Annotated in this window: 29 protein-coding genes; 14 read left to right on the forward strand and 15 right to left on the reverse strand. The window is 72.3% G+C overall.

What is annotated here, in order from left to right; genetic code table 11:
* Positions 1 to 364 precede the first annotated feature (364 nt).
* On the forward strand, positions 365 to 814 hold the full coding sequence (locus AB0M46_RS18970) for an ester cyclase (RefSeq protein WP_363337586.1): 450 nt from the start codon (positions 365 to 367) through the stop codon (positions 812 to 814).
* A gap of 123 nt (positions 815 to 937) precedes the next feature.
* On the opposite strand, the gene gsmA is transcribed toward AB0M46_RS18970, so the two are convergent.
* The 4 genes from gsmA to AB0M46_RS18990 all read right to left on the reverse strand — a co-directional run bounded on the left by gsmA (position 938) and on the right by AB0M46_RS18990 (position 4,001).
* Entirely contained in the window at positions 938 to 1,591 is a 654-nt protein-coding gene (gsmA, locus tag AB0M46_RS18975; RefSeq protein WP_363337588.1) for a sporangiospore maturation cell wall hydrolase GsmA, read from the reverse strand.
* A gap of 308 nt (positions 1,592 to 1,899) precedes the next feature.
* Positions 1,900 to 2,532, reverse strand: coding sequence for a VOC family protein (locus AB0M46_RS18980; RefSeq protein WP_363337590.1), 633 nt, complete (start codon positions 2,530 to 2,532; stop codon positions 1,900 to 1,902).
* A 4-nt stretch (positions 2,533 to 2,536) separates the two neighbouring features.
* Positions 2,537 to 2,719 carry a hypothetical protein gene (locus AB0M46_RS18985; protein WP_363337592.1) on the reverse strand — a complete coding sequence of 61 codons (183 nt, stop codon included), beginning with the start codon at positions 2,717 to 2,719 and terminating at the stop codon, positions 2,537 to 2,539.
* Between the two features lie 67 nt (positions 2,720 to 2,786).
* Positions 2,787 to 4,001, reverse strand: a complete 1,215-nt coding sequence (locus AB0M46_RS18990; RefSeq protein WP_363337594.1) for an MFS transporter — start codon at positions 3,999 to 4,001, stop codon at positions 2,787 to 2,789.
* Positions 4,002 to 4,101: 100 nt separating this feature from the next.
* Here AB0M46_RS18990 and AB0M46_RS18995 point away from each other — a divergent pair, with 100 nt between their 5' ends.
* From AB0M46_RS18995 to AB0M46_RS19020, 6 genes are all read left to right on the forward strand, one after another.
* Positions 4,102 to 4,656 carry a TetR/AcrR family transcriptional regulator gene (locus tag AB0M46_RS18995; protein ID WP_363337596.1) on the forward strand — a complete coding sequence of 185 codons (555 nt, stop codon included), beginning with the start codon at positions 4,102 to 4,104 and terminating at the stop codon, positions 4,654 to 4,656.
* Positions 4,657 to 4,666: 10 nt separating this feature from the next.
* On the forward strand, positions 4,667 to 5,044 hold the full coding sequence (locus tag AB0M46_RS19000) for a DUF427 domain-containing protein (protein ID WP_363337598.1): 378 nt from the start codon (positions 4,667 to 4,669) through the stop codon (positions 5,042 to 5,044).
* Positions 5,045 to 5,199: 155 nt separating this feature from the next.
* Entirely contained in the window at positions 5,200 to 6,435 is a 1,236-nt protein-coding gene (locus AB0M46_RS19005) for an Ig-like domain-containing protein (RefSeq protein WP_363337600.1), read from the forward strand.
* 124 nt (positions 6,436 to 6,559) lie between these two features.
* Complete coding sequence (locus AB0M46_RS19010) at positions 6,560 to 7,345, forward strand: MerR family transcriptional regulator (protein WP_363337602.1); 786 nt, start codon at positions 6,560 to 6,562, stop codon at positions 7,343 to 7,345.
* A 3-nt stretch (positions 7,346 to 7,348) separates the two neighbouring features.
* Positions 7,349 to 8,266, forward strand: a complete 918-nt coding sequence (locus tag AB0M46_RS19015) for a hypothetical protein (RefSeq protein WP_363337604.1) — start codon at positions 7,349 to 7,351, stop codon at positions 8,264 to 8,266.
* 193 nt (positions 8,267 to 8,459) lie between these two features.
* Positions 8,460 to 10,112, forward strand: a complete 1,653-nt coding sequence (locus AB0M46_RS19020) for a PQQ-binding-like beta-propeller repeat protein (protein ID WP_363337606.1) — start codon at positions 8,460 to 8,462, stop codon at positions 10,110 to 10,112.
* A 49-nt stretch (positions 10,113 to 10,161) separates the two neighbouring features.
* Here the strand turns inward: AB0M46_RS19020 and AB0M46_RS19025 are convergent, their stop codons facing one another.
* The 4 genes from AB0M46_RS19025 to AB0M46_RS19040 form a co-directional block, all read right to left on the reverse strand.
* Positions 10,162 to 12,060, reverse strand: a complete 1,899-nt coding sequence (locus AB0M46_RS19025) for a DNA recombination protein RecN (RefSeq protein ID WP_363337608.1) — start codon at positions 12,058 to 12,060, stop codon at positions 10,162 to 10,164.
* A gap of 16 nt (positions 12,061 to 12,076) precedes the next feature.
* Positions 12,077 to 12,568, reverse strand: coding sequence for a hypothetical protein (locus AB0M46_RS19030; protein WP_363337610.1), 492 nt, complete (start codon positions 12,566 to 12,568; stop codon positions 12,077 to 12,079).
* Complete coding sequence (locus AB0M46_RS19035; protein WP_363337612.1) at positions 12,565 to 13,539, reverse strand: hypothetical protein; 975 nt, start codon at positions 13,537 to 13,539, stop codon at positions 12,565 to 12,567. Before AB0M46_RS19035 ends, AB0M46_RS19030 begins: the two co-directional genes overlap by 4 nt.
* Positions 13,540 to 13,648: 109 nt before the next feature.
* On the reverse strand, positions 13,649 to 14,746 hold the full coding sequence (locus AB0M46_RS19040; protein WP_363337614.1) for an endonuclease/exonuclease/phosphatase family protein: 1,098 nt from the start codon (positions 14,744 to 14,746) through the stop codon (positions 13,649 to 13,651).
* A 31-nt stretch (positions 14,747 to 14,777) separates the two neighbouring features.
* Here AB0M46_RS19040 and AB0M46_RS19045 point away from each other — a divergent pair, with 31 nt between their 5' ends.
* On the forward strand, positions 14,778 to 15,422 hold the full coding sequence (locus AB0M46_RS19045) for a CPBP family intramembrane glutamic endopeptidase (RefSeq protein ID WP_363337616.1): 645 nt from the start codon (positions 14,778 to 14,780) through the stop codon (positions 15,420 to 15,422).
* Position 15,423: 1 nt separating this feature from the next.
* On the opposite strand, the gene AB0M46_RS19050 is transcribed toward AB0M46_RS19045, so the two are convergent.
* From AB0M46_RS19050 to AB0M46_RS19065, 4 genes are all read right to left on the reverse strand, one after another.
* Positions 15,424 to 15,777, reverse strand: a complete 354-nt coding sequence (locus AB0M46_RS19050) for a VOC family protein (protein WP_363337618.1) — start codon at positions 15,775 to 15,777, stop codon at positions 15,424 to 15,426.
* Positions 15,778 to 15,816: 39 nt separating this feature from the next.
* Entirely contained in the window at positions 15,817 to 16,227 is a 411-nt protein-coding gene (locus tag AB0M46_RS19055) for a nitroreductase family deazaflavin-dependent oxidoreductase (protein ID WP_363337620.1), read from the reverse strand.
* 78 nt (positions 16,228 to 16,305) lie between these two features.
* Complete coding sequence (locus AB0M46_RS19060; protein ID WP_363337622.1) at positions 16,306 to 17,232, reverse strand: helix-turn-helix transcriptional regulator; 927 nt, start codon at positions 17,230 to 17,232, stop codon at positions 16,306 to 16,308.
* Between the two features lie 71 nt (positions 17,233 to 17,303).
* Positions 17,304 to 17,597 (reverse strand): hypothetical protein, encoded by a 294-nt coding sequence (locus AB0M46_RS19065; protein ID WP_363337624.1) that lies wholly within the window; start codon positions 17,595 to 17,597, stop codon positions 17,304 to 17,306.
* Positions 17,598 to 17,854: 257 nt separating this feature from the next.
* On the opposite strand from AB0M46_RS19065, the gene AB0M46_RS19070 reads away from it, so the two are divergent.
* Both AB0M46_RS19070 and AB0M46_RS19075 read left to right on the forward strand, forming a co-directional pair.
* Positions 17,855 to 18,079: a hypothetical protein gene (locus AB0M46_RS19070; protein ID WP_363337626.1), complete on the forward strand. Its 225-nt coding sequence runs from the start codon at positions 17,855 to 17,857 to the stop codon at positions 18,077 to 18,079.
* Positions 18,070 to 18,486 (forward strand): PIN domain nuclease, encoded by a 417-nt coding sequence (locus tag AB0M46_RS19075; RefSeq protein ID WP_363337628.1) that lies wholly within the window; start codon positions 18,070 to 18,072, stop codon positions 18,484 to 18,486. The genes AB0M46_RS19070 and AB0M46_RS19075 overlap by 10 nt, the downstream gene beginning before the upstream one ends.
* A 722-nt stretch (positions 18,487 to 19,208) precedes the next feature.
* On the opposite strand, the gene AB0M46_RS19080 is transcribed toward AB0M46_RS19075, so the two are convergent.
* Together AB0M46_RS19080 and AB0M46_RS19085 are read right to left on the reverse strand one after the other, a co-directional pair.
* Positions 19,209 to 19,940: a glucose 1-dehydrogenase gene (locus AB0M46_RS19080; protein WP_363337630.1), complete on the reverse strand. Its 732-nt coding sequence runs from the start codon at positions 19,938 to 19,940 to the stop codon at positions 19,209 to 19,211.
* A gap of 50 nt (positions 19,941 to 19,990) precedes the next feature.
* Positions 19,991 to 20,686, reverse strand: a complete 696-nt coding sequence (locus AB0M46_RS19085; protein ID WP_363337632.1) for an SDR family oxidoreductase — start codon at positions 20,684 to 20,686, stop codon at positions 19,991 to 19,993.
* Positions 20,687 to 20,774: 88 nt separating this feature from the next.
* Between AB0M46_RS19085 and AB0M46_RS19090 the strand changes: the two genes are divergently transcribed.
* The 4 genes from AB0M46_RS19090 to AB0M46_RS19105 all read left to right on the forward strand — a co-directional run bounded on the left by AB0M46_RS19090 (position 20,775) and on the right by AB0M46_RS19105 (position 23,993).
* Complete coding sequence (locus AB0M46_RS19090) at positions 20,775 to 21,353, forward strand: TetR/AcrR family transcriptional regulator (RefSeq protein WP_363337634.1); 579 nt, start codon at positions 20,775 to 20,777, stop codon at positions 21,351 to 21,353.
* Positions 21,354 to 21,357: 4 nt separating this feature from the next.
* Complete coding sequence (locus AB0M46_RS19095) at positions 21,358 to 22,008, forward strand: response regulator transcription factor (protein ID WP_363337636.1); 651 nt, start codon at positions 21,358 to 21,360, stop codon at positions 22,006 to 22,008.
* Between the two features lie 66 nt (positions 22,009 to 22,074).
* On the forward strand, positions 22,075 to 23,193 hold the full coding sequence (locus AB0M46_RS19100) for a DUF418 domain-containing protein (RefSeq protein WP_363337638.1): 1,119 nt from the start codon (positions 22,075 to 22,077) through the stop codon (positions 23,191 to 23,193).
* Positions 23,190 to 23,993 (forward strand): histidine kinase, encoded by an 804-nt coding sequence (locus AB0M46_RS19105; RefSeq protein WP_363337640.1) that lies wholly within the window; start codon positions 23,190 to 23,192, stop codon positions 23,991 to 23,993. Before AB0M46_RS19100 ends, AB0M46_RS19105 begins: the two co-directional genes overlap by 4 nt.
* A gap of 203 nt (positions 23,994 to 24,196) precedes the next feature.
* Here AB0M46_RS19105 and chrA read toward each other — a convergent pair whose 3' ends face one another.
* Positions 24,197 to 25,378: a chromate efflux transporter gene (gene chrA, locus AB0M46_RS19110; RefSeq protein ID WP_363337642.1), complete on the reverse strand. Its 1,182-nt coding sequence runs from the start codon at positions 25,376 to 25,378 to the stop codon at positions 24,197 to 24,199.
* Between the last annotated feature and the right edge of the window lie 91 nt (positions 25,379 to 25,469).

Genomic DNA, 25,469 nt, shown 5'->3' on the forward strand with positions numbered 1-25,469 from the left:
CTGATCGGCTCGCACCGACGCGGCACCTCCGGCGTCTGGCCCGAATGAGCACGATCCGTCTCGACGCCTCCGGGCCGTTCCATCACGATGCTGCGCTCGCGATGCTCGCAGCGCATGCCGTTCCTGGCTCGACACCGACACCGCGCTGGTGGACCGTGCCTTGATCCAGGACGTGCTCCTCGAGCCGCTCGTCGCCCGCGCCGGGCGACGTCCGTAACGAGTTTCTCTCTGTCGCTCGGGCTGCGATCTGAGTAGAGAAGTCCCCGGCGGCCGGTCTCACGAAACACCCGCCAGACGCGTCTTCCCAGTGTCGGCGGCCAGCAAACCGGCCGACGATCACCCACTGGAGAAAAGGGACGACCTCATGTCGCTGGAAGAGAACAAGGCACTCGTCGGACGCTGGTTCACCGAGTTTTGGGGCAACCCCTGGAACCCCGCGGTCATCGACGAGCTCGCGCACCCCGACATCCGCTTCGAGTACTCGCTGCACAAGCCCATGCGCGGTCGCGACGAAGTGCGGGCGTTCGCCACCAACTTCCGCACCGCGTTCCCGGACCTCAACTTCTGGGGCACCGCCGACCTGATCGCCGAGGGCGACTACGTGGTCGGCCAGTGGGAAGGCGGCGGCACCCACACCGGGCCGATCGTCTTCGACGACCTGCCCATCGGCTCGGTGCCGGCGGCGTCCGGCAAGACGCTGCGCTTCACCGGCACGACCGTCCTCAAGGTCGCCGACGGATTCATCGTCGAAGAGGTCGGACTCGACGACGGCGTGAAGGTCCTCCAGCAGCTCGGCATCATCCCCACCGAGTAGGTCGACGAGTACGCCGTTGAAGGCAGGGAGGGGCCGAACGACGTGCACGGCCCCTCCCTGCGCAGTTCCCGGCCTGATGGATTTCGGCATCGCCGGGCTCGCCGGCCCCAAGAGAACCTGCGATCACCTGGCGGCCAGGTCGTACTGGTACAGGTTGAACTTCGTCATGATGGCGGTGACCTTCGCGGTGTACTGCGGGTCGGTGGCGTAGCCGGCCTTGGCGACCTCGGCGATGAAGAGGTCGGGGGCGCCCCGGTAGGCGAAGGCGGCGGCGTAGCGGGCGTTGCCGGCGAGGGTGGCGCCGTGGTCGCGGAAGGAGTCGGCGGCGCTCGCGTACGTGCGGAACGACGCGGTCGCGGGGAAGCACTGCCCGGCCGCGGTGCACTCGCTGGTGGAGTGCTCGCTGCAGCCGACGGCGAAGGAGCCGACGCCGAAGCACTTCATGCCGAAGAAGTTCCGGTCGACCGAGGCCAGGGCGCTTCGCCCCCAGCCGGACTCGAGGATGGCCTGCGCGATCGTGACGGAGCTGGGCACGCCGTACTCCCGCTGGCTGCGCTGCGCCCCGGGCGCCGCGGCGGCGACGAACTCGGCGTTGCTCATGGTCCCGTTGGGCTCGGGCAGCGCGGCCACCGGCGCGTCGGGCCGGGCGCAGGCGGCGCCCCGGGCGCGGCAGGACAGCAGGCCGTCGGGTCCGCCGGCGTGGCTCGCGGCGGCGGGCCCGGCCGCCGCGAGCAGGGCCATGCTGCTGGCGAGCGCCGTCAGCGTGGCGGCGAGCACGCGCCTGATCGTGCGGTGCGGCATGGTCGTTGGCTCCCCGGTCGGTGGGCAATGGCACTGACCAAGGTCCGCCGCCCGGGGAGCGCCCCGGTTGCCCGAGGCGGTGCGAGTCCGTTGCTCAGGCCGTCGCCGTCGCCCGCGCTGCCGCGCGACGGCGTTCGTCACGCCCGCCGCGGCGAGGTTGACGACGGCCGGGGCCGAGCGTCAACCGGCGCAGCCCCGCTCAGGCCGTCGCCGTCGCCCGCGCTGCCGCGCGACGGCGTTCGTCACGCCCGCCACGGCGAGTTGACGACGGCCGGGGCCGGGCGTCAACCGTCGCGGCCCTGCCACGTGGTGATGCACAGCTCGTTGCCCTCGGCGTCGGCGAGGACCCAGAAGGCCGGGGCGTGGGCGGCCGAGACCAGGGTGCCGCCGGCGTCCAGGGCGGCCCGCAGGCGGGACTCGGCCTCGTCGTGCGGGACGGAGACGTCCAGGTGCAGGCGGTTGCGCTGCGGGCGCGGGGCGTCCATCTGCTGGAACCACACGGCCGGGGCCAGGTCCAGGGGGTCGATCAGCGGGGCGCCGTGTGCGTCCGGGCCGTCCGGCGTGTCGACGTAGGCGAGGGCCGCCTTCCAGAAGGGGCGCACCGCCGGGATGTCGAGGGCGTCGACGCCGATCTCGACGCGCTGGGTCTGTGCCGGTACCGTCGCCAGATCCAGCGCGCGGAGGGCCTCGGTCAGCCGGCCGGCCAGCGCCACCGTTTCCGCCGTGCACGGTTCGAGGGTCAGCACGAGCCGGTCGGGGCGCAGGTCGAGCCGGGCGTCGCCGGTCACGGCGGCGCACGCCGCGGCGGCGCGGGCGGCCTCGGCGAGGGAGGCCACGGCGACGGTGGCACGCAGGGTGCCGAGGACGTAGCGCCAGCCGAGGCCGGCCACGGCGGCCTGGAAGAGGTGGGTGCTCACCCGCTCACATATACAGGTCGACGCCCTTGCCGTCGGAGACGTTGGCGGCGACCTGGAGGTTGTGCTTGGTCCCGATCAGCCGGGACAGGGTGTCGGCCTGGGCGTTGACCTGGGCCTGGCGGGTGGCCGGGTCGACCCGGGTGCCGGCGGCGGGGACGCTGAACGTGATGCTGTCGCCGATGCGCATGGCGGTGGACCTCCTTGCAAGCGAAGCGGTCCCTCTGCCATCGGCAGGGGGACCGCGTCCGTGAGGATTACCTCGCCAGGCGCAACTGCGCGGCCAGGGCGGCCAGCGCGGCGAGGATGATCGCGGCGCCGTACCACATGACGGTGCTCAGCAGGCCCAGCGGCGCCACCAGCTGACCGGCGACGATGGCCGGGACCCCGAAGGAGAGGTACGCCACCAGGAACACCGCGGCGAACAGCCCCGCCCGCTGGTGGGCCTCGGCGAGCGGGCCGACGGCGCGCAGCGCGCCGGAGAAGGTGGCGCCGAAGCCGGCCCCGCCGATCAGGCCGCCCACCCACAGCAGGGGCAGGGTGCCGGTGCCGATGCCCAGCAGCACCACGGCGGTGCCGATGAGGACCCCGAGGGTGCCGTACCGCACCACGCCCCTCGCCGGGTAGCGGCTGAGCAGGTAGGCGGCGGTGGCCGCGGTGGCCGGCGGCACGAAGGCGGTGGCGCCGTTCAACAGGCCGCTGCTGTGGTGGAACACGTCGCGCAGGATGATCGGCGACAGCCCCATGAACAGGCCGGCCAGCATCCACGAGGCCAGGTGGGCCGGGGCGTGGGCCAGGAAGTCGGCCCGGGCGGCGCGCGGCACCGAGACCCGCGGGCGCAGCGCGGCCAGGCCGCCCGGCGCGCGGGTCACCGTCTCGGCCGACAGCACCGCGGTCAGCGTGCCCAGCGCCATGACGACGGCGAGGCTGGTGAAGACGATGAGGTTCGCCTCGTGGGTGAACTGCACCGCGGCGCCGGTCAGCAGGGCGCCGAGGCCGAGGCCGCCGGCCGGGGCGGCCGCGCCCAGGATGCCGCCCAGCCGCTTGTGGGCCGGCGGGGCGAGCTCGACCAGGGCGGCGGTGAAGGCGCTGCTGGCCGCGCCGGTGGCGACGCCCTGCACGATCCGGGCGGCGATCACCCAGCCGATGCCGGGGGCGAAGACGAACATGAGCATGGCGGCCAGCTCCACGGCGAGGGCGCCGATGAGCACCGGGCGGCGGCCGATGTGATCCGACAGCGAGCCGACCAGCACCAGCGAGGCGAGCAGGCCGAAGGCGTAGGCGGCGAAGGCCACGGTGAGCACCCGGGGCGCGAAGCCCCACTCGCGCTGGAAGAGCACGAGCAGCGGGGTGGGCGCGCCGGCGGCGAGGTAGAGCGAGGCGAAGGCCAGCGCGGCGCCGGCGAACGCGACGCCCGGGGAGAGGGTGCGCCGGCCGGCGGCGATCGGGCGCTCGAGTGTTGCGGTAGACACTGCGCGACTCCTAAAGCAACGATCCTTGCGTTACGCTGAAGGTACGCCAGCGGAACGCCGTTAAAGCAAGAGTCATTGCTTTAGTAAGGACGGTCACACCATGTCTGCCCCAGTGCGCCGCACCGGCGGTCGCAGCGCCGCCGTGCTCTCCGCGATCCGGTACGCCGTGGAGGAACTCGTCCGCGAGCGCGGGGCGGAGAAGGTGACGATCCCGATGGTCGCCGAGCGGGCCGGGGTCAACCCGACGAGCATCTACCGGCGCTGGGGCGACGCGCCGGCGCTGCTCAACGACATCGCGACGTACCGGCTGGACCCGGACCGGCCGCTGCCGGACTCCGGCGACCTGCGGGCCGACCTGGCCGCCTGGGCCGCGGAGCTCGTCGAGCACTACCGCAAGCCGCTCAACGCCTCCATCCTGCGCGGCGGCTCGGCCACGGCCGGCGAGCAGGAGACCGACTGCCTGCGCAACCGGCGGGCCGAGGCGCTGCTCATCGTCGAGCGGATCCGGCAGGACAATGACGCGGCGAGCCCGGTCAGCGCCGACGAGGTGATCGACGGGCTGGTCGCCCCGATCGTCTACCGGGCCATCTTCCTGCCCTGGACCCTCGACGGGGACCTGGCCACCCGGCTGGTCGACCGGCTGCTGCCGCAATAGCGTGGAGCGCATGAGTCGTCCACAGCTGATTCCCGGCCCCGACCACCCGATCACGGTCGAGCCGTCCGGCGTGCGGGTCGTGGTCCGCGCCGGCGAGCGCGTCGTCGCCGACACCACCGAAGCGCTCGCGCTGCAGGAGTCCACCTATCCCGTCGTGTACTACGTGCCCCTCGCCGACGTCGACCAGAGCCTGCTGGAGCGCACCGAGCACGCCACGTACTGCCCGTACAAGGGCGACGCGTCGTACTACTCCGTGGTCACGCCCGAGGGCGCGCTCGACAACGCGGTGTGGAGCTACGAGGAGCCGTACGAGGCCGTGGCGCCGATCGCGAAGCGGGTCGCCTTCTACCCGGACAAGCTCGAGATCACGGTCGTGTCTGTCCAGTAACCGACGGTCCGGCCGGTCAACCCGGCCGGGCCTCCTCCCCGTCTAGGCTTCGGGACCGCGATGCAACGACGCGAACGGACATTGCTCGCAATATCGGCCTGGGGTTTGCGCGGCCGCCGCAAGTGAGTACCGTTCGCGAACGGGGAGGGGACAATATGTTGAGTCGTCGCAGAATGCTGGCCACCGGCGTCGGAGTCGCCGCGGCGGCCACGCTCGCCGCGTGTGACAAGGGCGACCAGAAGAGCACGTGGAACGGCTCCGAGTCGCCCGGCGCTCCGGGCGGGGGCGGGGAGGGTGGCGGCGGCGCGGCCGCCAAGGTCACTGTCCAGCCGGCCGCGGACAGCAAGGACGTCTCGCCGGGCAGCCAGGTGACCGTCGCGATCGAGAACGGCACCCTCAGTACCGTCACCGTCGCCACGGGTGGCAAGAACCTCGACGGGAAGCTCTCCGACGACAAGAAGACGTGGACGTCGAGCGGGACGCTGTCGTACGGCCAGACGTACACCGTCACCGTGGCCGGCCAGGACGGCGGCGGCAAGGGCGTCAACGAGAGCAGCAGCTTCACCACGCTGAAGCCGGCCTCGGTCGCGTCGGTGACCTTCCAGGCCAACCCGATGCTCGCGCTGAAGAACGGCGGCGTCTACGGCGTCGGCCAGCCGGTCATCGTGTTCTTCAACAAGGCCGTCAAGGACCAGAAGGCCGCCGAACAGGCGATGAAGGTCACCACCTCGCCCGAGGTCGAGGGCAAGTGGCACTGGGTCAGCAACCAGAGCGCGCACTGGCGGCCGGAGAAGTACTGGGCCAAGGGCACGCAGGTCAAGGTCAGCGTCAACGTCCTCGGCGTCGACCTGGGCGGCGGCGTCTACGGCGGCGGCAACGCCAGCGCCAACTTCTCCATCGGCCCGTCCCGCATCGCCATCGCCGACTCCAACACGCACCAGATGCAGTGCTTCATCGACGGCCAGATGGTCAAGCAGATCCCGGTCAGCCTGGGCAGGGGTGGCACCACCACCGGCTCGAAGGGCGAGACCATCGACTTCTTCACCCGCTCCGGCGTGCACGTGCTCATGACCAAGGAGCCGGTCATCACGATGAGCTCGGCCAGCTACGGCATCACGGACAAGAAGAACCCGAACTTCTACGAGGAGCCGGTCAAGCTGGCCTGCCGCATCTCGCTCTCCGGCGAGTACGTGCACCTGGCCGACTGGAACATCCCCTCGCAGGGCAAGGCCAACACCTCGCACGGCTGCATCAACGTGGCCCCGGCCAACGCCCAGTGGTTCTACGACACCTTCGACACGGGCGACATCGTCGAGGTGCGCAACACCCCGAAGCAGCTCCCCCTGACCGACGGCCTCGGCGACTGGAACGTGGCCTGGGGCTCCTGGTAACGGCGTGCTGAGCGGGGGGTGGACCGGGATCCCGGCCCACCCCCCGCTTTGCTGTCAAGGCGAACGCGTTTGACCTCGCCCCAAGGGCATGGCTCAGGCTTGCCGCGTGGACGATGTCGATCTCATGCTGCCCGGCGAGTTCGGCGCCGCGACCCGGCTGTCGCCGAAGGCGCTGCGCCTTTACGCCGAGCAGGGTCTGCTGGTGCCCGCCGGCATCGACCCTGTCACCGGGTACCGCCGTTACCACCGCGGCCAGATTCCCCGTGGCCGGCTCATCGTACGGCTGCGCAGCCTGAACCTGCCGTTGGCTCGCATCGCCACGCTGCTGCCGCTCAGCCCGCAGGCCCGCCAGGCGGAACTGCGGGCCTGGCTGGCTGCCCAGGAGATACAGCTTCGGCATCGCCGCGAGCTGATCGAAACACTCGGTGACGCCTCCCAGCCGGTCACGGCTCCGGGACTGCGAGCGAGGCCGCAACGCAAGCTGTTGTGCCAAGAACGGCGCGTGCACATCGGTGAGCTGGAAGCCTTCGTCACCGAGGCGCAGGAACGCATCCGGGTCCGGCTGCAGGCAGCCGGCCTGTCCGGCGGCGGTCCAGCCCTGGTGCACTTCCACGGCTTTGTCACTCACGACAGCGACGGACCTGTCGAGGTCGCGGTGCCGTTCAGCGGCACTGTCGAACCTGTCGATGACCTGCGGGTACGGCTGTCGGCGGCCGGTACCGACGTTCACCTGCCGGTCGCCGAGGCCGACGCCGGGTTCCCCGACATCCTGCGCGTCTACGACGCGTTGGAGGCATGGATCGACGCGAACCGCCTGGTCGGTATCGGCAGCCCGGTCGAGATCCGGCCCGGCACCGACGGCGCGTTCCTCGACGTCACCTACCCCATCACCACCTGTGAAGGAAGCTAAGGCATGCACTCCTACATCGGTTCCGGGCCCTACTGCTACGCCAACTCGCTGGCGATGGCGCTCGGCCCGGAGGCGCCGTCTCCCTCGGTGATCGAGGTGCTGACCGGATCCCCGTTCGGGTTCGAATTACTCGCCGGCCGGCTGCCGCTGTTCGACCCCTACGGCTGGGACCCAGACCGAGGACTCGATGACGCGATCGGCCTGCTGGGGTGGACCTGCCGCCGGCAAGGCGCTGACGACGACGAACAGGCCCTGGCGACGCTGCGCGACGCGGTCAAGGCCGGCCCGGTCCTGGCCGGGCCGGTGGAGTTCGGCCTGCTGCGCCACCTGCCCGGGATGACCGGGCCGATCGAGTCGGACCACTTCGTCGCGGTGCTGGAGGTTGACGACACCCTGGTGCGGTTCCACGACCCGCACGGCTGCCCCTACGCGACCCTGCCCATCCAGGACTTCCTGGCCGCATGGCGCGCCGACACCATCGGCTACCGGACGACCCCGTACACCATGCGCAGCGACTTCCACCGGGTCCGCGAGGTCACCGTCGAGGCGGCGCTGCGCACGGCCCTGCCCGGCGCCGCCGCCTGGCTGCGCGGACGCGACGACCTCCCGGTGCCGGCCGGAACGATCGGCGGCGCCGCCGCGGCCCACCGGCTCGCCGACCAGGTCACCGGCGGCTTGGACGAGGCAACGCGCGGTCACCTGGCCAATTTCGCGATCAGAGTGGGCGCCCGGCGGCTCGCCGACGCTGCCACCGTCCTCGTCGGCCTCGGCCACGACCGGGCCGCCGCCATCGCCACCCGGCAAGCCCGGCTGGTTGGCAGCCTCCAGCACGACATCGTCGCCGGGCACACGGCATCCGCCACCCAGACACTGCGACAGCTCGCTGCGACCTACGACCAGCTGGCTGCCACGCTCAGCTGACACCGCCACGCGCAGAACGCCCGGCCGGCGGTGACCTATCTCAGGATTCGAGCAGCCGGGCGGCGAAGGCCTTCGGGCGCTATCGGCACCTCGTGCCCCCGTCCGGCTGAACCGCCGCATGTCGCTGCGCGTCTTCCGATATGTCCGGAATTAGCGTCTATGTCGGATGTAGCCGAGGACATGGGGAGGCGTCTTGAGGAGGCCGTTGGCGACGGCGGGGCTGTTGGTCGTTCCGGCGGCGGTGCTCACCGCCAGCGTGGCCGCGCACCCGGAGCCGGCACCCGCGCCGCCCGCCGGGCCGGCGGCGGCCGAGCACGCGCCGCGCCCGGGCGACCTGGAGCGCGGCGCCGCCTTCGGGGTGTCGCTGCCGGTCGTGGTCGGGTACGACCCCGCCGCGGACGTGCTCGTCACCCAGCCGCAGGCCGGGACCGAACTGGCCGGGCTGGACGCGCACACCGGCGCCCAGCGGTGGCGGCGTGCGCTGGAGGCGGGCGGGGCGCTGGGCACGGTGCTGTGGGCCCAGTCCGACCTGGGTGGCGGCTCGGTGCTCGTGAACACGTTTCACAAGGGCACCAAGGCTGGAGAACTCACCGCACTGTCCACCCGCAGCGGCGAGGTGCGCTGGCGGATGCCGCTGAGCACGCGTACCACCGCCATGGCGGCCGGGCCCGCGGTGCTGGTCGCCGAGCCGGCTCAGGCGGCCTCCCCGATGCGATGGGCGGCCGATACGTCGGAAAAGCCGGCGCCGCGGGCCGGACGCCCGGACCGCATGGTCTTCGGGCCCCGGGCGGCGCCCCCGCGGGCGCAGCCCGGAAGGGCCAGGCTCGGGGCGGGCGACGACGGCGCCGAAGCGGCCGCCCGCACCACCCCAACCCCCGGCACGATCAACGCGCTCGCGGCCGGCAACGGGGGCCGCCTGTGGAGCGCCGAGCTTCCCGAGGGCTGCGACCTGCGCGCCGCCGCCGGCGACGGCCGGACCGTGGCCATGCGCCTGGCCTGCGCCGACGGCGACCGCCTGGAGCTGCGCGAGGCCCGCGGCGGCAAGCTGCGGGCCGGCGCCGCGCTCGACCCGGAGGCCGACGACGGCGGCCTGGGCCTGCTGGTCCGCGACGGCGCCACCCTGGTCCGCGGCACCCGCACGTTCAGCGTCTTCGGCCCCGACGGCAAGCGCCTCGTCGAGCGCTCCGGCGACGGCTGCGCCGAGTTCTGCGACCTGGCGGTGGAGGGCGGCGTCGCGGTCGTGGCCCAGTCCGGCGGCGCGACCGACCACACCGACGGCGCCCTCGAGGCGTTCGCGCTCGCCGACGGCGAGCAGCGGTGGCGGGCCGAGCTGACCGTCCGGGCCCTGGTGCGCGCGGGTGGCCGCCTGTACGCCGTCGGGCCCGCCCCCGCCCCCGTGCCCTTCATGGTTGTGAGCGGCGTTTCCGAGGACGGCCCGTCGGCGTCCTACGCCACGGCGGTGCCGGCGACCGCCACGGCGCAGCCGGGCTCGGCGCTGCTGGTCCGCGATGGCGGGGAGCTGGCCTGGTACCGCATCCGACCGGTGGACCGCCCGGCCGGCTACCTCGGCGGCGCCGCGCAGCGCCCCGACCCGTGCCAGGTGCTGCCCCCGGCCGACCTGCGGGAGCGCTTCGCCGGCCAGCCCGTCACCGCCCAGCGTGAGGGCGACGCCACGTGCACCCTCTCATCGCCGAGGACCACGCTGCGGGTCGACGTCCTGTGGGCCGGGACCGACGAGGCGCAGGCGATCCAGCGGTACCACATGATGGGCAACACCGGGGCGAAGCGCTACGGCACGGTGGTGGTGGCGCTGACCGCTCGGAAGTCGTCGTCGATGAGGCCGTAGGGCGGCTGGCCGGCGCGCCGTGCTTCGGCGCGGTGGTGGCGCTGACGGCTCAGAAGTCGTCGTCGATGAGGCCGTAGGGTGGCTGGTCGGCGCGCCGCGAGTAGCGCACGATCACGTCGTCGGCGGCGGTCGGCGGGGGCGCGTTGTCGGCCACCACCACCTGCGCGCCGACGCCCCGGCCGGCCAGCCAGTCCTCGATGTGCCGGTAGATGCGCTGGATGGTCTGGCCGTCCTCGAGGTCGCCGAGCGCGCCAAGGTTCTTCTGCGGGCTGTCCAGCAGCAGGAACCCGGGGTGCGACGAGCGGGACTCCCACGCCGTCTCGAACATGGCCAGCTGCCAGGCCAGCGCGATGAGGGTGCGCCCGCCGGAGGACGCGGCCGTGTACGGCTCGCCGCGCACGTACGGCGTCAGGTCCTCGGCCAGGTAGGCGTCGGCGAGCTTCGGGTAGCGGAACTCGGCCAGGATCGCGCGGTAACGCTCGCCGACCCGGCGCACGACCGCCGACCGGTCGGTCCGGCGGGCCTGTGTGCCGCCCGCGGCCAGCTCCTCCCGGTCGGCCGCGATCTGGTCCATCATCTGCACGATGCCCTGGGCCCGCCGCTCCAGGCCCTGCATCAGCCGCAGGCCGCTCACCGCGCGCTGCAGGGTGGCCGCGGCCTCCTCGCGGCGGCGGGCGATGGCGTCGCGTTCGGCCAGCAACGGCGTGACCGCGTGGGCGGTGGCCGCGTCGACCTCGGCGGCGGCCCGCGACTCGGACTCCTGGGCCCGCGAGGCGGCCGAGCGCAGCTGCGGGATCTCCCGCTCCAGCTCCTCCAGGTGCCGGGTCAGCTCGCCGAGGCGGGTCTTGGCCGCGCGCAGCTCGCCGGCGACGTCGACCGGGCCGACCGGGAACCGGCAGGCGGGGCAGCGCTCGTCGGCCGGGGCCAGCGGGGCCTGGCAGCTCAGGCAGGCGCTCGCCCCGGTCTCGAAGAGCCGGTCGGCCTCGCTCATCATGGTCCACTTGCTGACGTCGTCGGCGTAGCTGCCGCGCAGCGGGATCATGCGCTGCAGCTGCGTCTCGCGGTCGCGCAGCTCGTCGTCGGCCCGCTGGGCGGCGCGGGCCGCCTCCCGGTGCCGCTCCCGCTGCTCGGCGGCGAAGCCGGTGGCGGCGCGGGCCCGGGCGTCGAGGTCGGCGAGGGCCCCGGCGCTGGCGGCCAGCTCCTCCTTGGCCCAGTCGTGCAGCGCCTCGAGGTCGGCCCGGGTGCCGACGTGCTGCTCCTCGACGAGCTGCTCGGCGGCCCGGTACGCGGTGCGGGCCGCGGCCAGCTCGGCCTCGACGGCGCGGATGCGCCGGCCGATCTCCACGGTCTGGTCGTCGTGCACGTCGAAGACCACGTCGACGACCTGGCGCAGCTTGAGGTGCTTCATCGGCACGCTCTCGAACAGCAGGTCTTTGCCGTCGAGGCGCTCGTTGGGCAGCAGGCACAGCCACATGAGGTCGCGGAAACTCAGCGGGTCGTCGATGTCGTGGGACAGCCGCACGCCCTGCAGCTTGCAGTGCGACAGCAGCAGGCTGGACAGGCTGTCGGGCAGCCCGGCGGGGCGCAGCGGCCGGCGCACCCGCGGGGCGGCGCCGGGCTCGTCGAGGCGGCCGGCCCGCACGTAGGCGAACATCGACGGCTCGCCGACGGCGCGCTCGATGAGATACGGCGAGCCGGACAGCTCCACCTCGAGGGCGGCCGACTTGACCTTGGGCGTGATCTCCGGGTGCCGCGGGTGGTCGCCCGCGCCGAGGCAGTAGTCGACGAACTCGAGGATCGTGGTTTTGCCCGTGCTGAACGCCCCGGCGAGGATCGACAGGGGCCGGGGCGCGTCGTCGGGGGCGCGGAAGTCGACGTCGTAGGCGCGGTCGTCGCCGTGCAGGCGCAGTCGTCTGATCCGGATGCCGTGGGTGCGCAGACCAATCATGGCCGATCCTCGATGGTCATGGCCGATCCTCGATGGGGAAGATGACCGGGACGAGCCAGATGCGCAGGCCCTCCCGAAGTTTACGACCACTGAGACGGCGGAGCCGCCTGATGACGATGCGTACCGCTGTGATGTATGACTGAGCATACATCGCCGTGAATCGCCCGGCTATGATCGCGCCCTCTCCGGTGAGCCGGTAGGTCACCCGCCCGGCGGCGGCCACGTCGACCAGCCCGCGGGCGACCAGCGCGCCGAGGTCGCGGCCCAGGTGCAGCTGCGCGGTGGCGAAGCGCTGCGCGGGGCTGGCGTAGCCGACCGTCCGGTCGTCGAACCCGGCCAGCCGCAGCGCCGTGCGGTCCGGGTCGTCGTCGGCCCGGGCCAGCAGCAGCGGGTGCCCGGCGAGGAACTCGTAGACGCCCAGCCGCTCGGCGTCGATCGGCTCGCCCGCGACCGCCAGCACCAGCAGCAGCCGCGCCTGCCGGAAGAGGGTGAGATCGTCGGGCGTCACAGCAGCTCCCGCCAGTGCGCCACCCAGCCGGCCCGGCGCTGCTCGACCACCCGGTGCATCAGCCCGCAGCGGTGCACCGGCCCGGCCCGCAGCCCCGCCGGGAACGCGCCCGTCTCCCTGATCTCGCGCATCACCGAGGCGTGCAGGCCGGGCAGCAGCGGGTTGGCGGGGTGCCGGGTCGCGTGCGCGTTGAAGTCGGCCTCCCAGATGCCGTGCACCACGCCGTCGGCCTCGTCGAGGGCCTCCAGCTCCGCCGGGACCCGCTTGTCGAGGATCTCGCGGGCCAGGAGGTCGGCGTTGAAGTACTCCCGCTTGGCCGCCCCGACCTCCAGGTGCCCGGCCGCGCGCAGCTGCCGCACGAACAGCGCGGGCTCGAGGGCGTCGGCGTCCTCGGCGGCGAGGTCGTGCAGCGGTACGCGCGGAGGCTGGACGGGCCCCGCGGGCGCCGCGTAGGGGTCGTAGAAGTGCCGGCGCACGTGCGCGCAGTCGGGCTTGATCAGCAGGTTGCGCAGCGCGTTCTCGTGCCACAGCTCGATCTGCACGCCGGTCTCGCGGTGCCGGCGGGCCCGCCAGTTGTCCCACCACTGCGCGGTCGGCGCGTCCATGCTCGCCGGCACGCACAGCACCCACTGGGCCAGCCGGTAGCCGTTGCGCGCGGCGGCGGCGACCGCGGAGTCGAACGACTCGCGGATCTGGCCCTGGTGCGAGCGGGTCACGATCGGCCAGAAGTACTTCGACTGCCAGATCACCACGAGCCCGGACAGCTCGCCGAGGAGGATGTCGATGCCCCAGTCGCCGGGGTTGGCGCTGATCGCCCGGGCGCCGGGGTAGATCGCCGCGAGCAGCATGGCCAGCATCTGCTCGAAGTCGTCGCGCGCCCCCGCGAGGTTGCCGGCCCGCAGCTGGTGCGCGGCGAAGTTGATCGGAGGCTCGCCGGAGGCGAGGCTGGTGGTGGCCGCAGTCGCCGTCATCTCCCCTCCGCTTCCGACCCCCGGCTGGTGTGATCTTCGTCTGGGGTCAAGAGTTTCACGAGGGGCGATGTCTCGGCTACTCTGAGCGCAAATTTCACCAGATATGTGATTACAATTTGTTCAGATCGATGTCCGCATAGATTGCGGCGTGGTCGGATCCCGCGTGCACCGCCTTCGTCATGGTGTCGTAGATGGGCCACAGCACCCCGTTGCGGCCGCCCCATACGCCCTTGCGCTCGATCCCGCCGCCGGTCGCGGCGGCGAACAGGGCGGGGGAGAGCAGCACGTAGTCGAGCTTGTTGCGGGCGGTGCAGGAGCCGTACGTCCCGGGCCGCCCGCCGTCGGAGAAGCCCGGATGGGTCGAGACGTCGCGCAGGTCGCTCTCGCGCAGCAGCGGGGCGAGGGGATCGCTCTCCGGCGTGTCGTTGAGGTCCCCGAGCACCACCACGTACGGCGAGCGCTGCGCCTCGTAGATCCGCCGCACGTGGGCCGCCTGCCGCCGCCTGGTCGCGTCCGAGGCGACCTTGCCGCCGTAGCCCTTGCTCTTGAGGTGGTTCACCAGCACGACCAGGGGCTCGGCCCGGCCGATGTCGATGTGGTACTCCGGGCAGTCGCGGCTGAAGACCCTCCCGCGCTCGTCCTCGTCGTCGACGTGGGTCCGCTGCCCGACCAGCGGGAAGGCCTGCGTCGACATCACCCCGACGTCGATGCCCCGCTCGTCGTTGCCGTCCATGACCATGATGTGGTGGTACAGCCCGCGAAGGCCGCCCTCGGTGAACCGCTTCAACGCGTGGCGGCTCTCCGCCTCGATCACGCCGAGCACGTCGGCCCGCACGTCGAGGATCACCCGGGCGGTGTTGAGCAGCGCCTGCTCGTCGCACCGGTCGGTGGTCAGCTCCACCCACCCGATCCAGTCGGCCCGCCCGCCGGCCACCACCTCGACCCGCCCGTCCCGGGCCCGCTTCAGCAGCCGCCCCCGGTTCTGCCGCAGCCGCGCGAACCTGGCCAGGTCCCCGTTGCGAAGCCCCAGCCGGGCCAGCTCGCGCAGGATCTCCCGCTTGACCTCGTCGGTGTAGACGGGCTCCTCGAGCAGCTCCCCGGCCCGCGCGAACGCCTCCAGCACCGGCCGCCCGGCCGCCCACGTGCGCTGGTCCAGCGCCTTGGCCCGGTTGAACAGGTTCTCGACGTTGTAGCTCGCGATGCGCATCGTCAATGAGATTAGAAGCAGATCGTCACCTATGGGTGACACCGTCGCCCGGATGGCGGCCGAGTTCATCCTGTTGTTCGTCGCGCTTCCCGTGGCGTTCGCCTTCGTGCACGTGCCGGGCGGCCCCATCCCGATCCTGCTGCTGCTGACGATCGGCGTGGTGTGGTACTTCCGCCGGGTCTCCGGCTTCGACCGCCGTGATCTCTGGCGCGTCTCGGCCCTGCGCCCCGCGTGGCCGCGGATCCTGCGCCTCTGGGCCGTCGCGGCGGTGCTGGCCGTCGCCGCCGTGTTCCTCTTCGACCGGTCCCACCTGTTCGACCTGCCGCGGCACAACCCGGCCCTGTGGGCATTGATCGTCGTGGCGTACCCCGTGGTCTCCGTCTACCCGCAGGAGCTGCTCTTCCGCGCGTTCCTGCTGCACCGCTACGCCCGGCTGCTGCGCACCGAGAAGATCGCCGCCGGGGCCAGCGCCGTCTCCTTCGGGCTGGCCCACCTGCTCTTCGGCAACCCGATCGCGGTGATCCTGACCCTGCTGGGCGGCTGGCTCTTCGCCCGCCGCTACCAGCAGACCCGTTCGCTGTTCACCGTCTGCGTCGAGCACGCCGCCTACGGCCTGCTCATCTTCACCGTGGGCCTGGGCCGCTTCTTCTACCACGGCACCCACTTCGCGTCCTGACCTACGAGGCGTGCCCCACGATGTTGACCACGGTGCCGTCGGGGGCGCGCACCAGGAAACGGTGCACGCCCCACTCCTCCGTGGTCAACGGGTGCACGATCTCGTAGCCGAGCCGCTGCGCCTCGGCGTAGGCCGCCTCGACGTCGGGCGTGTGGATCGAGATCGCCGCGTCCTCCGGCGACGTCCTGTCCCTGGTGACGAGCTGCACGATGGCCCCCGTCTCGGGTGACGTGAAGCGGGCCACCCATCCCATGTTGAACTCCTCGGACGCCAGCCCGAGGAAGCCCGTGTAGAACTCCTTCGCCGACTCGATGTCGTCGACCCGGAGATTCGGCATGATGCGAATCGCGCGCATGGGGTCGATCATGCCCCCGCGGGCGGCCGTTCGCTCGCTTCAGGCCCCGGCGGGTTCGAGGATGACGACCGGAATCTGGCGGTCGGTCTGCTGCTCGTAGTCGGCGAAGCCCGGGTACTGCGACTTCTGCGCGCTCCAGATGCGCTCCCGCTCCTCGCCCGTGGCGACCCGGGCGACGAGGTCGACCTCGCCGGTCCCGATCTCGGCCCGCACGGACGGGTGGGCGATCAGGTTGTGGTACCAGTCGGGGTTGGTCGGGGCCCCGGCCTTCGAGGCGAACACGGCGTAGCCGCTGTCGATCTTCTGGTACATCATCGGGTTCACCCGCGGCTGCCCGCTCTTGGCCCCGACGGTGTGCAACAGCAGCAGCGGCGCGCCGGTGAACTGGCCGCTCACCTGACCCCCGTTGGCCCGAAACTCCTCGATGATTTTGTCGTTCCAGTCACTCATGAGTGCCATCATTGCAGGGCCCCGGCCGCCGCGCCCGAGCACGCCGAGGTAGGGGGCGACGAAGCCGGATCGCGGGTTTCAACGACTCGCGCTGACGATCTGGTGGCGCGCACGGTCGGGAATGGTCAGATCCCTGCCTTGAGCGATCTCCTGCAGAGCGCGTTCGGTCTCGCGCGGGTTCAGCGCGGCCACCGTGATCTCGGTGAGGTGCCGCTTGTACGGGTCGCAGCGATCCGTGTCGGCGAGGTACTCCGCGTTGTCCAGGTGCTCCAGGTACACCACGTCCGCAAGGTGGGACGACTTGAGACGGAACATCGTGAACGAGTTCCCGGCGCCGGTCCGCAGGCCGGCCCGGATCGGCAGGATCTGTATCTGGACGTTTTCCCGCTGCGCCGCTTCCGAGAGAAACGCCAGCTGCTCGTCCATCACCGCGCGAGTCCCGATCTGCTGACGCAGCGCTGCCTCATCGATGATCGCCCAGAGCACCGGGCGTTCCCGTTCGAAGAGCATCCGCTGCCGGTGCAGTCGCAGCGCCAGCCGGCGATCGACCTCCGCCGGGTCGCAGTAGCGTAGCCGGATCACCTCCCTCGCGTACGCCGGTGATTGCAGCAGCCCGGGCACAAACCGCAGCTCGTAGGTGCGGATGATCTCGGCGGTCCACTCCAGCGCCAGGTAACAGTCGAACCAGTCGGCGACGACGTCACCGTACTGATGCCACCACTGCCGGCTGCCGGACACGGCGGCGATGTGCTGAATCGCCGCCCGTTCGCGCCAGTCCGCGACACCGTACAGGTCCAGCAGCCGATCCAGATCGCGATCTTTGATGCCGACCTCGCCGACCTCGATCCGGCTGATCTTCGATACGGACCCGTCCAGGCATTCCCCGGCCGCCTCCCGGCCGATCCCGCGTTCCATCCGCAGACGGCGTAACTGATCGCCGAGCAGCTGCGGGAGTGTCAGTAGCCGGCGTTGCGCGTCGGCCGACGTTCGCGATCGTCCTGCCACAGGTCCTCCGGTAGATGTCTGCCCGATCGCATGGGGCGAATTGGAGCGAGGGGAAACGACACGGTTGACGCTCAGCGCCGCCGACGGCGGGGCAGCACCCGTCCGGCCACGCGGCCGACCAGGCTGATGCCGCCTGAGCCGGCCAGGGCCGACAGCGCCGGCTGCCGCAGCATCGCGGTACCGATGGCGAACGCCATGAGCGCTCCGGCCGACACCAGCACGATGACCGTTCCCTGGTCGACCGGCCGCGACGCGGCGCGCGTTGCCGGAGATCGCCGGCTGCGAATTGGCCTCATCACATCGCGCATGCTGCCAAGCCGCATGAGGAGGTGCAAGGGAATCTGCACGCGTGCATGCACGTGCAACGCGGGTCTCCATCCGCCTGGGTGATCGGCCTTGGGTTGCGGTTGCCGTCCACCAGCGGCGCCAACTGCGGACCCGCCCTGCCAGCGCTGTGCATCTACGCCCTCAAGCTGTACCAACAGTGGCAGAACGACGCCAGGTAGCCTGCCGGAGGAAGTGGCGCGATGCCGGATTGGTGCGTCCGCCGGCGCGGCCGGGCTCGGCAGCCCGCAGCTGTGCGTGATAGCATGATATCGCGTACGGTTTTCGGAGGTGCCCGATGCCCAACATCCTCATTCGCGATCTGAGTCAAGAAGCCGTCGACCGCATCGACGCCGCAGCCGCCAACCTCGGCCTGTCGCGCAACGAGTACCTGCGCCGCAAGTTCGAGGAGAATGCTGGCCTAGCCCGCGATCGGAAGGTTACCGCCGCGGACTGGCAACGATCCGCCGAGGCCTTCGTGGACCTGGCCGACCCCACGGTGATGGACGCCGCATGGCGGTGACAAGCTGGCTGGTCGACAAGTCCGCGTACGTGCGACTCCTGTCCGGCCAAGCGGCAAACCGCGACGAGTGGAGCGCACGCATCAGCCGTGGACTGGTTCGGCTCTCCACGATCACCCGGCTCGAACTCGGCTACTCAGCACGATCCGGAGACACCGGGCGCCGACAGTTCGATTCCCCGCCATTGTCCTTGATGCCGATCGAGCACCTGACACCCGCTATCGAGGACAGGGCGTTCCAGGTGCAAATGCTCCTGGCTGACCGCGGCCAGCATCGCGCCCCATCGATTCCAGACCTACTGATCGCGGCGACCGCCGAGAAGGCAGGACTGACCGTCCTCGCCGTCGACAAGGACTTCGACCTCATCGCCGCACTCACGGGCCAGCCCGTCGAAACTCTGGATGGCTGAGCGCGGCCCCAGCCGACCACCTGTCGAGGAACGCGTGTCATAGCCCCAGAGGTAGCCGTTAATGTTTGCTATTCCTTGCGGTGCGCCAGTTTCTTTGCCACCGTCCGGAAACGCCTGGCGGACGTTCGCCGCGTCCAGTGCAGGTGTGGCGGGCGGTCGGTCCGGGTCGGCGGAGACACGAAGACCAAGGAAGGTGACGGAGGCGATCTACCGGCACGAGCTGCAGCCGGTGCTGAGCGGCGCCGTCGCGATGGACGAGATCTTCGGTCCAGCCGGCAATGAGTTGCCGAACACCAGAAGGCTGACCTGAGGGCAGGGAGGATCTGTGGGAGGTCGAGTCGTGGCCGAGCGCATGATCCTGCTGAACAGGGTGGATCGCTGGTTCGTGCTTGAGCGGCCGGTCTTTTGTTGTGGCTGGCCAGAGCTACTGGATCGATCGTGAAGCCAGCGTGCTGTGTATCGACCGGGGAGATGGCCGAGTTGAGCAAGTGCCTGGGTTCATGTGCCGCTGACGCCAGAGGCTTAGGCACTCAGTTGGGCACGCAGGAATGACAAGAGGCTACCACGTTCGCCTCGTCGAACACCGCGCCCACTGCGCGGTGAGCATGCAGCAATCGCACCTACGAGATGCCCTCTCGACCAGGATGATGGAAGCCTAGAGAACTCCCATCCTTCCAGGTCAGAGGGCATTTCGGCGTCACTGCTGCTCGGTGGATCGAGGCTTAGAGTCCGCCGGCCACGCGGAGGGTCGTGCCCGTGGTGTAAGAGGCGGCCGGGCTCAGCAGCCAGGCGATGGCCTCGGCGATCTCCTCCGGGGTGCCGAGCCGGCCGACCGGGATGCGGGAGACCACGTTCGCGGCGCGGTCCGGGTCGCCGGTCTGCTCGTGGATCTCGGTGTGCACGAAGCCGGGGGCCACGCCGTTGACCCGGATGCCGTCGGCCGCGAGCTCCTTGGCCAGGCCCAGGGTGAGGGCGTCGACGGCGGCCTTGCTGGCGGCGTAGTGGATGTAGTTGCCGGGGCTGCCCAGGGTGGCGGCCGTGGAGGAGACGTTGACGATGGCGCCTCCCGCGGTCATCACCCGGGCGGCCTGGCGGGCGCAGAGGAAGGCGCCGATGACGTTGACGTCCATCACACGGCGAAGGTCGGCCGTGTCGGCGTCGGCCAGGCGGGTCAGCGGGGCGGCGATGCCGGCGTTGTTGACCAGGCCGGTGACCGGGCCGAGCCGGTCGGCGGCGGTGGCGAACAGGGCGACCACGTCGTCCTCCACGGCGGTGTCGGCCCGCACGGCGACGGCCTGGCCGCCGGCCGCGGCGACGGCGTCGACAACCTGGTGGGCGGCGTCGGCGGCGCTGCGGTAGCCGACCACCACCCGATGGCCGTCGCGCGCCAGCCGCAGGCACGTCGCGGCGCCGATCCCCCTGCTGCCACCGGTCACGATCGTTACGTTGTCCACGCGGATCAACCTATCGAAGCGAGCCTCCCCGGGAGGTCCGGAGCCGGTCGCTACACCAACTGCGGGTACAGCGCGGCGGGGTCGGCGGACAGGCCGCGCTTCACGGTGCGGGTGACCTCGTCGGCGAGCACCTCGAAGGCGCCCGTTTCCACGCCGTCGAGGGCCTGGCGGGCGACGTCCGCGGCGGAGACCTTCGGCCCCTCGAGGCCGGCGGTCATGTCGGTGTCGATGTACCCCACATGCAGCCCGGTCACCCCGGTGCCCTGCGGCGCCAGCTCTAGCCGGAACCCGTTGGTGGCCTGCCACACGGCCGCCTTGGTGGCGCTGTACGAGGTCCCCTGGCTGATCCAGGACAGCACCGAGTGCACGTTGAGCAGGTGGCCGCCGCCGTTGGCCGCGAGCACCGGGGCGAACGCGCGGGTGACGTTCACGGTGCCGAAGAAGTTGGTCTCGAACTCGCGGCGGATGTCGTCCAGGTCGCCGTTGAGCATGCTGGCCCGGGCGCTGATGCCGGCGTTGTTGATCACCAGGGTTACGTCGCCCGCGTCGGCGGCGGCTCGCCGTACCGATTCCGGATCCGTGACGTCGAGGGCCAGCGGCGTGGCGCCGGGCGCGTCCACCGAGCGTGGGTCGCGGGCCGCCGCGTAGACCTTGCGGGCGCCGCGGGCCAGCGCCTCCAGCACGAATGCCTTGCCCAGGCCCCGGTTGCCGCCCGTGACCAGGACCACCGCGTCGTCGATCTGCATGGGGAGCTCCTCTCTTGGAAACCGTTCGGTTTCCACCACGGTAAACCGCTCGGTTTCCATCTGTCGAGCCGCGCGCTAATCTGCTCCTGTGACCTCCATCGCCCCGTCCCGCGAGCGCCTGCTGCGGGCGGCCGCCGACCTCTTCTACGCCGAGGGCCCGGCCGCCGTCGGCGTGGAGCGGCTGTGCCAGACCGCCGGCGTGTCGAAGCGCTCGATGTACCAGCTCTTCGCGACAAAGGACGACGTCATCGCGGAGAGCCTGCGCACGCACGGCCCGGTGGCCGTCGCGAGCTACTTCCCCGACCCGGCCGCGGACATGCCGCCGCGCGAGCGCATCCTGCACGTCTTCGCCCGCCTGGAGGAGCAGGCCGGCACCCCGGCGTTCCACGGCTGCCCGTTCGTCAACACCGCCATCGAGCTGCACGACCCTGGGCACCCCGCCGCCGCCGTCGCGCTGCATTTCAAGAAGCTCCTGGAGTCGTACTTCCAGCAGCACGCGACGTCGCTCGGCGCCCCCGACCCGGACTTTCTGGCCGCCCAGCTCACGATGCTCTTCGACGGCTCGGCCGTGCGCGCCGTCATGCGGGCCGAGCCGCTGCGCGGCCTCGCGGTCCGCGCGGCCACCGCCCTGCTCGACGCCGCTGCGGGTGACCGAGCTGTAGGGTGACGCGGTGCGGGTGGTGGTGGCCGAGGACCTGGCGTTGCTGCGCGACGGGCTGATCCGGCTGCTGCAGGCGCACGGCTTCGACGTCGTCGCGGCCGTCGGCACCGGCCCCGACCTGCTGCGCGCGCTCATCGAGGACCCGCCCGACGTCGCCGTGGTCGACGTGCGCCTCCCGCCGACGCACACCGACGAGGGCCTGCGGGCCGCGCTCGCCGCCCGGTCGCGGGTGCCCGGCCTGCCGGTGCTGGTGCTGTCGCAGTACGTCGAGCGCCTCTACGCCCGCGAACTGCTCGCCGACGGCCGGGGCGGCATCGGCTACCTGCTCAAGGACCGCGTCTCCGACGTCGGCGACTTCGTCGAGGCCGTGCGCCGGGTCGCGGCCGGCGGCACCGCGCTCGACCCGACCGTCGTGGCCCGGCTCCTCGACAGCCGCGAGCGGGTGCTGCCGCTGGACCGGCTCACCCCGCGGGAGCGCGAGGTCCTCGCCCACATGGCCCAGGGCCGCTCCAACGCCGCGATCGGCACCGCGCTGTTCATCACCGAGAAGGCCGTGGCCAAGCACACCAACAACATCTTCGCCAAGCTCGGCCTGCAGACCTCCGACGACGACAACCGCCGCGTCCTCGCCGTGCTCGCCTACCTCGAGGGAGAGAGGTAGTAGTACCACTGCGGGTGGGATGGCAGTGTCCTCGAAGCCGCCCCCGCGCCCGGCCAGGCTGAGGGCATGACAACGACGGTCCTCGAAACGCCGCCCCCCGGGCCGGTCCGCAACAGTGAGCGGGCCCTCGCCCCCGACCTCGCCCGCGGCGCCATGCTGCTGTTCATCGCCCTGGCCAACGCGGCCAACTTCGCCTTCGCCGGCCAGCCCGGCCTCGACCCCGCGCCGCACGGCCCGCAGCGGATCGCCAATTTCCTCATGGCCACGTTCGTCGACAGCCGCGCCTACCCCGTCTTCGCCGTCATGTTCGGCTACGGCCTGGTCCAGCTGGCCCGGCGCAACCCCAGCCGGGTCCTGCTGCGCCGCAACGCCCTGCTGATCGCCTTCGGGGCCGTGCACGCCACGCTGCTGTACTTCGGCGACTTCCTCGGCGCCTACGGCATCGTCGGCATCGTCGCCACCCTGCTGCTCGTCCGGCGCGGCGACCGCTTTCACCACGTCGTGCTCTGGCTCTGGGGCTACCAGACGGCGTACGCCGGGTTCCTGGCCGTCACCGGGGCGATCGGCTGGCGCGGCGGCACCGCCGGGATCGTCAACAGCCCGAACCCGTCCCTGGCCGCCCACTCCTACGCCCGCTCGATCCTCGACCGGCTGACCGAGTGGCCGCTGCACACCGCCACCGTGCTCGGCTTCGTCGTCATCGTCTGGCTCGGCATCTGGGCCGGCCGCCGCCGCGTGCTGGAGGACCCGGCCGCCCACCGCCGCCTGCTGGTGCACGCCGCCGCGTGGTCGCTCGGCCTGTCGACGCTCGGCGCGCTGCCCTACGCCCTGATGTGCGCGGGCCTGATCCACGCCGACCCCGGTACCGTCGAGGCCATGGCCCGACTGCACGCGGTGACCGGCGAATACGGCGGCGTCGGCTACGTCGCGCTCTTCGGCCTCGTCTCGAGCGTGCCGCGCTTCCTGGCGCCCGTGGTGGCGCTCGGCCGGCGTTCCCTCAGCGGGTACCTCTTCCAGTCGATCTGCTGGGTCGCGCTGTTCTCCCCGTGGGCGCTGCACCTCACCGGCACGTGGACGGCGGTCCTGGCCGCGGTCGCGGTGTGGGTCGTGTCCGCCCTGGCCGCCCACGCGATGCGCGGCCGCGGTCCCGCCGAGACCCTGCTGCGCACGTTCGCCTACCGATGAGGCTGCCATTCCGGCCCGCCCGGACCGGCGTGGCCTGCGCGGTGCTGGCCGCCGCCGACCTGACCGTCTACGCGGTCACCGGCGGCGGCTACTTCTGGCCGGCCTGGACCATGCTCGGCATGTCGCTGCTGTTCGCCGGGCACCTCTGGCTCGACCGGCGCGAGCGCATCACCGCCCTGGTCCGCTCCCGCCGGGGCGCCGTGGACCGGCAGGCGGCCGAGCTCGAGCGGGTCGAGCGGGACCTGCACGACGGCGCCCAGGCCCGGCTGGCCTCCCTGTCGCTGACCCTGGGCCTTGCCGGCGGCCTGCTGCGCCACGACCCCGACGCCGCCGCGAAGCTCGTCGAGGAGGCCCGCACCACCGCCGTCGCCGCCCTGGACGACCTGCGGGCCGTCATGCACAGCATCCACCCGCCCGTGCTCGCCGACCGGGGCCTCGGCGACGCCGTCCGCGCGCTGGCCCTGGACCTCGCCGTGCCGGTCACCGTCACCGGCGCCCCGCCGGCCTCGCTGCCGGCCGCGGTGGCGACGGCAGCGTACTTCGCCGTCGCCGAATGCCTCGGCAACGTCGTCAAGCACAGCGCCGCCACCCGCGCCTCGGTCGCTTTCGTGGTGTCCGCCGCGACCCTGCGCATCGAGGTCGAGGACGACGGCCGGGGCGGCGCCGACGTGTCGGCCGGCACCGGCCTGCGCGGCATCGCCGAGCGCCTCGACGCCGTCGACGGCACCCTGCGCGTGCACAGTCCCGCGGGCGGCCCGACCCGCGTGACGGTGCGGCTCCCGCTGGCCGGCATCGGCTGACGGGAAGCGCGACGCCCCGGCTCCTGTTCGGCACGGGAGCGTGCGGTGGCGGGTTCGCCCGCGCGATGTGGGTGCCCCGTTCCAGGCAGCCGACAAGCGCGACGCGGTACTCGGGGACGCGCAACGGGACCGCCGTTCGTAGCCGCCGGGGCTCGGTGTAGGCGGGCGGGCCGCGGGGGTCTCCTCGTGGGGCGGCGCGGCGGTCAGTGGGGCAGGGCGCCGCCGGCGAGGACGATGACGACGCCTGCGGCTCCGGCGCTCAGCAGGGTCAGGACCGGGCCGCGGCGCAGGGCCAGCATGAGGACGGCGGCGCCGGCGAGGACGCAGTACTGCCAGATCTGCGTGAGCGTCAGGGTGAGCGGGATGGCCGAGCCGAGGATGGCGCCGATCGCGCCCGGGCCGGCGCCGTCGAGGAACGCCCGGACGACCCGGTTGTCGCGCAGCCGGTCGAAGCGGTGCGCGCCGAGCAGGACGAACGCGAACGACGGGCTGAACGCGACGGCGGAGGCGAGCAGGCCGCCGCCGATGCCGGCCGCCGCGTAGCCGACGACGGCGACGGTGTGCACGACCGGGCCGGGGGTGATCTGGCCGAGGGCGACGGCGTTGAGGAACTGTTCGCCGGTCATCCAGTGGTAGTGCTCGACGGCGTCGGCGCGCATGAGCGGGATGATGACGAAGCCGCCGCCGTACGACAGGGCGCCGACCTTGATCGCCACCCACGCGACCGTCAGCAGCAGCCCGCCGCCCAGCCCCGCCGCGGCGAGCAACGGCAGCCCGCGGGCCGGGCCGCGCCGCGCCGGGGCAGGCACGCGCTGCGCGATTACCTCGCCGATGCCGCAGGCGATGAGCAGCAGCACCAGCCACGGCCCGATCGTGGCCGCCGCCACGGCCCCCAGCAGCAGGTACAGCACCCACCGCCGGCGGTTGCTCTGCTGCGGCGCGCGCCGCCACCCGGCGGGCATCAGGCTCACCCCGGCCTGCACGGCGACCGCGGCCACGGCCGCCCCGGCGCCGGCCCCGGCGGCCTTCACCCAGACCGGCGGGTCGCCCAGGAACAGCACGGCGAGGCCGAGGATGGCGATCAGCCCCGGCACGATGAACGCGGCCCCGCCGGCCAGCGCGCCGGCCCTGCCCCGGACCCGCCAGGCGCAGAAGATCGCCAGCTGGGTCGAGGCGGGGCCGGGCAGCAGGTTGCAGGCCGCGATGGCGTCCTCGAACTCCTGCGCGTCGAGCCACTTGCGGTCCTCGACGCACAGCTTGCGCAGCAGGGCGATGTGGGCGGGCGGGCCGCCGAAGCCGAGGCAGCCGATCCGGCCCCACTCCTTGAGCACGGTGGCCAGGCTCACCGCCGGCCGGTCGACGCTCGCGCGCGGTGCGTCGCTCACGCGGCGCCGGCCGGGTCGTCGCGCACGATCTGCCGCCCGTCGGCGCCGACGCCGGCCACGCGCGGGCGCACGTTGCCGGTGGTCTCGGTGC

Origin of the sequence: Dactylosporangium sp. NPDC051485, assembly GCF_040682015.1 — a bacterium.
Taxonomy (GTDB): Bacteria; Actinomycetota; Actinomycetes; order Mycobacteriales; family Micromonosporaceae; genus Dactylosporangium.